Annotated in this window: 12 protein-coding genes and 1 rRNA gene; 12 read left to right on the top strand and 1 reads right to left on the bottom strand. The window is 37.6% G+C overall.

Features of this window, described 5'->3' with window-relative positions; all coding sequences use genetic code 11:
* The first annotated feature begins 161 nt into the window (after window positions 1–161).
* From rrf to rsmI, 11 genes are all read left to right on the top strand, one after another.
* Window positions 162–277 (top strand): 5S ribosomal RNA (gene rrf, locus KS419_RS18450).
* A 1,059-nt stretch (window positions 278–1,336) separates the two neighbouring features.
* Window positions 1,337–1,564: a sigma factor G inhibitor Gin gene (locus KS419_RS18445; protein WP_217067863.1), complete on the top strand. Its 228-nt coding sequence runs from the start codon at window positions 1,337–1,339 to the stop codon at window positions 1,562–1,564.
* Window positions 1,565–1,944: 380 nt separating this feature from the next.
* Window positions 1,945–3,393: an aminotransferase class I/II-fold pyridoxal phosphate-dependent enzyme gene (locus tag KS419_RS18440; RefSeq protein ID WP_217067862.1), complete on the top strand. Its 1,449-nt coding sequence runs from the start codon at window positions 1,945–1,947 to the stop codon at window positions 3,391–3,393.
* 14 nt (window positions 3,394–3,407) lie between these two features.
* Window positions 3,408–4,031 (top strand): dTMP kinase, encoded by a 624-nt coding sequence (gene tmk, locus KS419_RS18435; RefSeq protein WP_217067861.1) that lies wholly within the window; start codon window positions 3,408–3,410, stop codon window positions 4,029–4,031.
* A gap of 151 nt (window positions 4,032–4,182) precedes the next feature.
* On the top strand, window positions 4,183–4,512 hold the full coding sequence (locus KS419_RS18430) for a cyclic-di-AMP receptor (protein WP_217067860.1): 330 nt from the start codon (window positions 4,183–4,185) through the stop codon (window positions 4,510–4,512).
* A 31-nt stretch (window positions 4,513–4,543) separates the two neighbouring features.
* Entirely contained in the window at window positions 4,544–5,530 is a 987-nt protein-coding gene (holB, locus tag KS419_RS18425) for a DNA polymerase III subunit delta' (RefSeq protein WP_217067859.1), read from the top strand.
* Between the two features lies 1 nt (window position 5,531).
* On the top strand, window positions 5,532–6,359 hold the full coding sequence (locus tag KS419_RS18420) for a PSP1 domain-containing protein (RefSeq protein ID WP_217067858.1): 828 nt from the start codon (window positions 5,532–5,534) through the stop codon (window positions 6,357–6,359).
* A gap of 15 nt (window positions 6,360–6,374) precedes the next feature.
* A complete protein-coding gene (gene yabA, locus KS419_RS18415; protein WP_217067857.1) occupies window positions 6,375–6,740 on the top strand; it encodes a DNA replication initiation control protein YabA in 366 nt (121 codons plus the stop codon).
* A gap of 120 nt (window positions 6,741–6,860) precedes the next feature.
* Window positions 6,861–7,601: a tRNA1(Val) (adenine(37)-N6)-methyltransferase gene (locus KS419_RS18410; protein ID WP_217067856.1), complete on the top strand. Its 741-nt coding sequence runs from the start codon at window positions 6,861–6,863 to the stop codon at window positions 7,599–7,601.
* On the top strand, window positions 7,588–7,878 hold the full coding sequence (locus KS419_RS18405; protein ID WP_217067855.1) for a GIY-YIG nuclease family protein: 291 nt from the start codon (window positions 7,588–7,590) through the stop codon (window positions 7,876–7,878). The genes KS419_RS18410 and KS419_RS18405 overlap by 14 nt, the downstream gene beginning before the upstream one ends.
* Window positions 7,853–8,737, top strand: coding sequence for a 16S rRNA (cytidine(1402)-2'-O)-methyltransferase (gene rsmI / locus KS419_RS18400; RefSeq protein WP_217067854.1), 885 nt, complete (start codon window positions 7,853–7,855; stop codon window positions 8,735–8,737). Before KS419_RS18405 ends, rsmI begins: the two co-directional genes overlap by 26 nt.
* A gap of 51 nt (window positions 8,738–8,788) precedes the next feature.
* On the opposite strand, the gene abrB is transcribed toward rsmI, so the two are convergent.
* A complete protein-coding gene (gene abrB, locus KS419_RS18395; RefSeq protein WP_217067853.1) occupies window positions 8,789–9,076 on the bottom strand; it encodes a transition state genes transcriptional regulator AbrB in 288 nt (95 codons plus the stop codon).
* Window positions 9,077–9,827: 751 nt separating this feature from the next.
* Between abrB and KS419_RS18390 the strand changes: the two genes are divergently transcribed.
* A partial coding sequence (locus tag KS419_RS18390) for a hypothetical protein (protein ID WP_217067852.1) occupies window positions 9,828–10,013 on the top strand: 186 nt, incomplete at its 3' end.

The raw sequence follows: 10,013 nt of genomic DNA, 5'->3' as shown, positions 1-10,013 counted from the left end.
GTTATCTAGTTTTGAGAGGACAAACCGAAAAGCGAGAAAGCTTGGTCACATTCGTAGTTCGTTGGAGTTTTTGACCGAGAAGTGATTTGTACTTCGACGGAAAAAACGAAACGACACAAGAATGTAGCTTTCGCAGCTAGACACCTTTCAACATTTTATAGTCCAGTGACGATAGCGGAGAGGTCACACCCGTTCCCATGCCGAACACGGTAGTTAAGCTCTCCTGCGCCGATGATAGTTGGGGGTTTCCCCCTGTGAAAGTAGGACGCTGCTGGGCAGACAAAGACATTCTCACATGAGGGTGTCTTTTTTTATGCAGCTACTCAAGGTTCTATTAATAAGGTGGAGGAAATGAACCAGGTTTGGTTGAACTAGGTTCAATTTCCTTAGGTTCAATCCGTGAGCAAGGACGAGTATGGGAGAGCCTGAACTAGGGGAAAATGAACCAGGTTCCGTTGAACCAGGATCAAAATCCTTAGGTTCAATCCGTGAGCATAAGTGAGAATGAAGGAGCCTGAAGTAGGGGTAAATGAACCAGGTTCCGTAGAACCAGGATCAAAACCCCCAGGTTCAATCCATGAGCATGGGCGAGAATGAAGGAGCCTGAAGGTGGGACAAATGAACCAGGTTCCGTTGAACCAGGATCAAAATCCTTAGGTTCAATTCGTGAGCATAAGTGAGAATGAAGGAGACTGAAGTAGGGGTAAATGAACCAGGTTCCGTTGAACCAGGATCAAAACCCCAGGTTCAATCCGTGAGCAAGAGCGAGAATGAGGAAGCCTGAACTAGGGGCAAATGAACCAGGTTCCGCTGAACCAGGATCAAAAATCCCAGGTTCAATTCGTGAGCAAGATCGAGTATGAGGAAGCCTGAAGGTGGGGCAAATGAACCAGGTTCCGTTGAACCAGGATCAAAACCCCCAGGTTCAATCCGTGAGCATAAGTGAGAATGAAGGAGCCTGAAGTAGGGGTAAATGAACCAGGTTCCGCCGAACCAGGATCAAAATCCTTAGGTTCAATTCATGAGCATAAACGAGTATGAGGAAGCCTGAAGGTGGGGAAAATGAACCAGGTTCCGTTGAACCAGGATCAAAACCCCCAGGTTCAATCCATGAGTAAACAGGACTAAGAAAAAAACTGATAGTAGACATAGCAAATAAAACATAAATGAACTCAAAAAATTACAATTAGTAAACTAAATATGTTACTAATCAGGTAAAACATTTGTAACGAAGACAATACAACATACATACAGTAAACTAAATCAATTGTTTCTTAGATTAAGAGGAATAGTTTAGTCCCTTTTCGGCGATACTATGACTGGAGGTGGAGAAACTATGGGAAGTTTTATTTCTGCAAAGAAGCAGGATAGTTTACAAGAATGTTTGATTTGTGAAGAAGAAAAAAATAAGGGTATTCACTTATTAAACTACTTCATATGTGAAAATTGTGAAACTGATATTGTAAAATCAGACACCGGTGATCAAGGATATGAGTTATATGTTAATCGCTTGAAAAAAGTAAAAAACGCACTTATCCCCAATAAAAAAAATAATGTTCAATAAAATATTTTAGTACATAGGGATTCCTCCTTCAAAAAGGTCGGGAATCCCTATTTAATTTCGAAAGAATAATAGCTGTGTTAAGTAAAAAATAGTTAAAGATATATTTATAAGTTTTGGGACATTCGAGTATTGTCTATTTCTATCGCCTACTCGCTGCGGGGCACTTCGGAAGTGACAACCGAAGTCAAAGAGCGAACTTCTGTTGTCATTCCTGCACTGCGCTACACTCGAGATCTTAGGCGAATGCGCTTTTCTTAATTAAATACGAAGTTAGTATATTTATATAAGTCATATCATTTCAAGTATAATCGTCAAGCTATTCACTTCTTGTCATTACACTGTATAATTAGAATGTAGTAATTTTAGAAAGAGGTCGAATGATGGATCAAAATAGAACACCTCTCTTTGATAAATTAATGGAACACAAAAACAAAATATCTACCTCTTTTCATGTCCCAGGTCACAAAAATGGAAGAGTATTTTCAAATAAAGGAAAAGAATTGTTTCAGCATATACTGGAATTGGATGTTACAGAGATTTCTGGTATGGATGATTTGCATCATCCGCAAGGAGTTATTAAGGAAGCACAAGAGATGACAGCAGAAACGTATGGGGTCAAATCGAGTCGTTTCTTAGTTGGAGGTTCGACCGTTGGGAACATAGCAATGATTATGAGTACAGTAAAGACTGGTGATTCTATTCTAGTTCAACGGAATAGTCATCAGTCAATATTTCATGGAATTGAACTATCAGGGGCAAGGGCAGTATATCTATATCCAGAAGTAGACAAGGAGAGCGGTCTATCATTAGGTTTATCAGAAGAAGTGGTAGCGAAAGCAATAAACCAATATCCTGAGGCAAAGGCACTCGTCCTAACTAATCCTACTTATGAAGGTTACGGACAAGCACTAGATACTCATATAAGCAGAGCACATAATGCAAATATGCTAGTTCTTGTGGATGAGGCCCATGGAGCCCATTTTGTGATGGAAGATTGCCGGTGGCCAAAATCGGCAATAAGGTCTGGTGCTGATATAGTTGTCCAGTCTGCACATAAAATGCTTCCCGCAATGACAATGACTGCATTTTTACATTGTAATAGTTTAAGGGTAAATGAAGAGAAGTTAGACGTTTATTTGCGTATGCTTCAGTCAAGTAGTCCGTCATATCCGTTAATGGCCTCGTTAGATCTTGCCAGAGCCTATGTGTGGGAAATGAAGAATTCTGAAGAAGAATGGCGATCAATCACGGAAAAGTTAGAAAGATTTAAGGACAATCTGGAAAAGGGAGATGGATGGTTTCAGTCGGGGAAAAGGATAGGCAGTTATACTCAAGACCTATTAAAAGTTGCCTTTATATCGACTACTTCCGTAACTGGAGATATGTGGAAAGCTAAAATGGAATCATTAAATGCATTTCCGGAATTAAGTTCACCTAATCATTTACTAATTACACTTCCGTGGACAAAAGATGAGTTGCCCTTTGGCGATTGGGAAAAAATAATTCGATTGAGTTTGAATACCAGTAAAGAAGTTATCCATCAAAAACCACTCCAACAAATGTGTAGTTTATCTATTTCAGAACCTGTTTTGACGATAAATGAATTAGATGAATGTAAAACGGAACGAATTTCTTTTTGGGATTGCGAAGGGAAAATAGCAGCAGAAACGATTATACCATATCCGCCTGGTATACCTTTAATTATCAGGGGAGAGGAAATAACAAAGAGCCAGATAGAGGCGTTAAACTATTTAGGAGACAATAATTCTTATTTTCAGTCAGGGATGGAGTGGAAAGAAAAAGGAGTAACTGTAGTTACTTTATCATAGAAGGAGAATGTGCTGTGGAAGGTCTATTTATAACGTTTGAAGGTGGAGAAGGTGCAGGAAAGTCTACTGTCCTTCAAGAAATTAAAGAACGTTTAGTTGCAATGGAGAAAAAAGTTGTGGCTACACGTGAACCTGGTGGTAGTAGAATTGCAGAAAAAATAAGGGATGTTATTTTAAACCCTGAACATACAGAAATGGATTCTCGAACGGAGGCATTATTATATGCTGCGGCGAGAAGACAGCATCTGGTGGAGAAAGTAGTTCCATATTTAGAAGATGGATATATAGTTTTATGTGATCGATTTATTGATAGCAGTCTAGTATACCAGGGAGGGGCAAGGGGAATAGGAACCGAAGAAGTGCTTCAGATAAACTTATTTGCTACTGAGGGACTGATGCCTAAACTCACATTATTTTTTGATATAGAACCTACATTAGGTCTCAAAAGAATAGAAGATCATAAAGGGAGGGAATATAATCGTCTTGATCAAGAAAAACTGGAATTTCACGAAAGAGTAAGGGAATCGTATAAACTTTTAGCTCATAATAATTCGACACGGATTCAGACGATTGATGCTACACCTTCATTAGAAGAGGTTATCGAAAACACGTGGGCAATAATTGAATCTTATATATAGCAAAACAAACTATTGTGAAAAATCAGTAAAAGCTTTTATAATAAAACTTATAAAAATTTTCACTGTATCTTGCAACGTTTGTTTCTTGTTATAATACACTATATAATAAAGACACTCCTAGCCAAGGATAGGAGAATGAGGAGGGGAAAACATGAAGCTAATCATGGCGGTAGTTCAGGATAAAGACAGTAATCGATTATCAGATGTATTAGTAGAAAATGAGTACCGTGCGACGAAATTAGCTAGTACAGGCGGTTTTCTAAAAGCAGGAAACACGACTTTTATGATAGGAACGGAAGATAAAAATGTCGCTGATGTTCTTGAAATAATCAAGGAAAATTGTAAATCCCGTGAACAACTTGTTGCTCCAATCTCTCCGATGGGAGGGAATGCCGATTCCTACGTCCCTTATCCTGTTGAAGTACAGGTTGGTGGTGCAACAGTATTTGTTCTTCCTGTAGATGAGTTTGAAAAATATTAATTTAAGCCAGGTTTGAGGGCGGAGATACATGATGAATTGGGATAATCTTTCATTAACCCAACCTACAGTAGTAAAGATGATAACGAACAGTTTGAAAAAAGATCGTCTAGCACATGCTTATCTGTTTGAAGGTGGGAGAGGCAGTGGAAAAAGGGAAGTAGCAAAAGTTTTAACAAAATCTTTTTTCTGTGAAAATAAATCAGAAGTCCATCCGTGCTTGGAGTGTGCAGATTGTAAAAGAATTGATTCAGGTAATCATCCGGATGTGCATGTAATTCAAGCCGAGGGAAATTCCATAAAAGTAGAACAAATTCGTTATTTAAAAAAAGAATTTAGTTTTCGTGGCGTAGAGTCAAAAAAGAAAGTTTATATAGTGGAAGAAGCAGAGAAAATGACTACTGGAGCCGCAAATAGTATTCTCAAGTTTTTAGAAGAGCCAGAAGGGGAAGCTTTGGCAATTTTAATGACAACCCAGTACCATCGTATCATTAAGACAATCATTTCAAGGGCGCAAATTATTTCGTTTGCTCCGTTAGCCCCTAAGCAATTAATAGACAAGCTTATGGAGGAAGGAATTGTGGAAACAGACGCTTATGCCGTCTCTCAAATTACCTTTGATTTGGAAGAAGCTATCCAAATTTGCCAAGATAATTGGATTGCACAGGCTAGAAACAAAGTGATACAATTAGTTGATGAGATTTCTTTGCGTCCAAAATACGCATTTATTACAATTCAAGAGGCGTGGATGCCTTTTTTCAAAGATAAACAGGACATGCAGCTTGGTTTAGATTTATTAATGATTTGGTACCGTGATGTCCTAAGAACACAAGTAAATCATGATGATCAAATTGTTTATATAGATCAGAAACTTAAACTTCAAGATCAGGCATTAATGCTATCTCAGAGAAAACTGGGATCTAACCTCCAGGCGGTAATGAATGCGAAACGAAGATTGGATGCTAATACCGCTCCCCAGTTATTAATGGAGCAACTGCTTCTTCGGTTACAGGAGGGATAATGTGCATCGAGTTATAGGTGTTCGATTTAAGAAAGCCGGGAAAATTTATTATTTTACTCCAGGCGAATTAACCATAAATGTTGATGACTATGTCATCGTAGAAACGGCTCGTGGAATCGAGTTTGGTAAGGCTGTTATTGGTATAAAGGAAGTGGGAGATAATGATGTTGTTTTACCACTTAAAAATGTTTTACGTATTGCAACAGAAAAGGATAAGTTAATAGTTAAGGAAAATCGCGAAGAAGCACAAAATGCTTTTGATGTATGCATTAGTAAAATACATGAGCATGACCTAGATATGAAGCTTGTGGATGTGGAGTATACATTTGATAGAAATAAAGTTCTATTCTATTTTACAGCAGATGGACGAATTGACTTCCGGGAGCTAGTAAAAGACTTGGCTTCTATTTTCAGGACCAGAATTGAGTTGCGTCAAATTGGTGTTCGTGATGAAGCTAAAATGTTAGGTGGTATTGGGCCTTGTGGCCGAATGCTCTGTTGCTCCACCTTTTTAGGGGATTTTGAACCTGTTTCGATTAAAATGGCGAAAGATCAAAACTTATCTTTAAATCCAACAAAGATTTCTGGTTTATGTGGTCGACTTATGTGCTGTTTGAAATATGAGAATGATCTTTATGAATCTGCCAAAAAAGAACTTCCAGACCTCCATGAAGAACTCAAGACGAGCTTTGGCAGAGGAAAAGTGATCGGCCTGAATATGCTTGAACGTTTGGTTCAAGTGGAGATATTTGAATCCAATCGAGTGATTGAATTTACTATGGATGAGCTCTTAGAAGAAGGGGCAATTACCAGCGAAGCCACGAAATAATGAGGTGTGGGTATCGTGAACAAACATGAGATCTTTACCCGTGTCAGTCAATTAGAAGAGCGGATTGGTGGATTACATCATGAACTAGGAGAATTGAAGGAGCAACTTGCTCTTTTACTCGAAGAAAATCATCATCTGCAAATTGAAAACGATCATCTTCGTAAGAGGATGGATCGCGTTTCAGAAAAAGAGACGGAAAAGACAACAAATGATAAAAAAACAGATGATACGACAGAGCGAGTGCGAACGGACTTTGGTGAAGGGTATGATAATTTGGCCCGTCTTTATCATGAAGGTTTTCATATTTGTAATTTACATTATGGGAGTATTCGTAAAGAAGGAGATTGTCTATTTTGCTTGTCATTTTTGAACAAGAAATAATGAAATAAATAAAGGGTCTTTCCGGTATAATCGGAAAGACCCTTTATTTAGCTCCTTACTAGACAGAGGAAGTTTAAAATGGGACAATTTAAAATAAAACTTTAACAAAGGACGGTCTACATGGAATCAAATAATTCAATAGAGCGCTTGGATTATATGCCAGGAAAGAAGCGATATATTTTTCAGAGGGACGATGTTTTTTCTTTTTCTATAGATGCTGTATTATTAGCTAGATTCGCAAAAGTACCTAGTGATTCCGGGAAAGTAATTGACTTGTGTACCGGCAATGGTGCAATTCCACTCCTTCTCTCATTAAAAACAAAAGCGTGCATCGATGGGGTGGAGATTCAAAATATTTTATCAGAGTTAGCCATTAAAAGTTGCATATATAATGGATTAGAAAATCAAATAAGGATAATAAATAGTAATATTTTAGAACTGTATGATGAAGTTAGTTGGGGAGAGTATGACTTAGTTACTTGTAATCCGCCATACTTTGCCCTAACGTCAGAGAAAGGTAAAAATGTAAATGAGAAAGTATCTTTTGCGCGACATGAGATTGCTTGTACATTAGATGATGTAATTCGTATTTCAGCGAAATTAGTAAAACAAACAGGAAGGTTGTCGATGGTTCATAGACCTGAAAGATTAACAGAAATTCTACTAACAATGAAAAAGTATCGATTAGAACCAAAAAAGATTCAGTTCGTTCATCCTAAACAAGACAGGGAGGCGAATATGGTTCTTGTAGAAGGTGTGCGAAGTGGAAAAACTGGAATAAGGACACTTCCCCCGATTTTCGTTTACGGAAATGGAAAACAATATACAAAGGAGTTTAAGGAACTGTATGAAAACTGGTAATAGGCATTTTGTTTATATAATCCGATGCAAAGACTCCACCTATTATACAGGCTATACAACAGATGTGGAGAAAAGAGTTAAGATGCACCAATCTGGAAAAGGAGCGAAATATACAAGAGGACGTGGTCCAATAAAACTCGTATACGAAGAGGCATTTGCTACCAAGGAAGAGGCGATGAGGAGGGAATACCAAATAAAACAACTAGCAAGAGATGAAAAAGAAAAGATGATAAACCAAGGTGGAGATGTTAATGTACATACAACAAAGCTATCGTAACTTGCAAGGAGGGTGTTTATACCTAGTTCCAACCCCAATAGGTAATTTGCAAGATATGACGTATCGTGCAGTTGAAATATTAAAAGAGGCAGACATAATTGCTGCAGAAGATACACGACATACGAAAAAGTTATGCCATGTATTTTCAATCGATACCCCTTTAATAAGTTATCACGAACATAATAAACTAGAACGGGAAGAACATCTTGTTAATCGAGCAAAGAAAGGAGAGACTATTGCCCTTGTGAGTGATGCTGGAACTCCTGCAATATCTGATCCAGGAGCCGATTTGGTTGCCAGATTTTCGCAAGAGAACTTACCTATTATCCCATTGCCTGGAGCAAATGCAGTTTTAACAGCACTAATTTCATCCGGATTACCGACGGACACTTTTACTTTTATTGGCTTTTTAGAACGAAAAAAAAAGGATCGTATCGCTAGTTTAGAAAAACTTAAAACCTATGGTAGCACTCTAATCTTTTATGAATCCCCACACAGATTAAAAGCGACATTAGAGGACATCCAATTGGTCTTGGGAAATCGGAATATTGCCTTTTGTCGGGAGCTGACAAAGCAATACGAGACTATTGTTAGAGGAACGGTAGAAACTGTACTATCCCATGTGGAGGAGGAAGGTGTCAAAGGAGAGTGTGTTTTAGTGGTGGCTGGTGCAACGGAATTGGAACAAAAAGAAGCAGCAGCAGAACGGGAATATTGGTGGAAGGATTTATCGATTATTGAACACGTGGAAACTTATATTAATGATGGCCGAACTTCAAAGGACGCGATTACACAAACTGCCAAGGATAGGGAGCTAAAAAAGCGTGATGTCTATCAGTCATACCATATAGATAAATAAAAAAAAGGCCTTATCCAATTCGAAATGCGATTTGGTAGAGGCCTTTTCTTATTAGTTTTCTTGTTTCGTTATATAATCTTCTAATTCTTTAATAATTTCCTTTGCTCCCAGTGGACTTAGAATAATTTTTCCACCAGCAACAGAAAGGTTATCATCAGATACTTCTCCAGTAACTTGGCAAGTCATATTAGGCTTATATTTTTTAAGTACGATACGGTCATCATCAACATAAATTTCAAGAGCATCTTTTTCAGCAATGTCTAGTGTACGTCGAAGTTCAATAGGAATAACTACTCTACCTAATTCATCAACTTTACGAACAATTCCAGTAGATTTCATGTAATAATTCTCCTCCAATGAAAATAAATTTCAGGTTATGCTTGATACAATGCCAATTTTCGACAAAATTCTTTCAAACTCAGAATACCAACTTTTCCAAAAGAAGTCAATTATTTTGTAATTTAACTATACCATTTTTTAAAAAATTTTGTAAATATAAATTAATAGATTTTTATGAAAACGTGAAAAAAGTGAAGTATAATAAGGTTTGTTGCAGTTATTATAAAAAAATACAGTATTAATGGAATAAATAAATAGATAGATTCTATTTCCAGTTAAAATTATCAAATTCGACAAAACCCCTCTCTAAAATACAATCTATTAACTAAAGAAATGCTTCTTCATAATATATTCTCTCTTTACCCTGATTTATAAAAAGTGTAACCTTTTTCTGGAATAAATTTAATTTTTTTCAAACGTTTATTGTATTGGATTGGGAAAAAGTAAGCAGGGGTAACTTGACATTCCATATTCCATTCGGTATATTCTGAATAAAGATGTATAGTATTTCCAATGACAGGATAAGTAAATAGGGATCGCCATGACAGAGAGCCAGGGTAGCTGAAAACTGGTATGGAAGGAACTGTTGAAAATGGTCCTATGAGGAGTTTACCTTCGAGCATTTAAGTCCAAATACTTAATGTAAGGGGGGAACGTACCCGGCGTTAACGGGAAGAATGCTGAGATTGCAGAATTACTTAGCATTTTCTAGAGGCTGTTTGGATAAAACAGTGAATCTGGGTGGTACCACGTGAGTTATACTCTCGTCCCAATTATGGGGCGAGAGTTTTTTCTTGAAATGAGGGAGCATAAGTTTTTGCACCTTTGGGCAAGTTGTCTAGGCTCCAGCGCCTACTCGCTACGGGGCACTTCGGAAGTGACAACCGAAGTCAAAGATCGGACTTCTAGTTGTCATTCCTCCACTGCCCTACGCTCG

The organism is Evansella tamaricis (genome assembly GCF_019042215.1).
Lineage (GTDB): Bacteria > Bacillota > Bacilli > Bacillales > Salisediminibacteriaceae > Evansella > Evansella tamaricis.
Note: the sequence above shows the minus strand (reverse complement) of the source record. Positions and strands in the feature narration are given on the sequence as shown.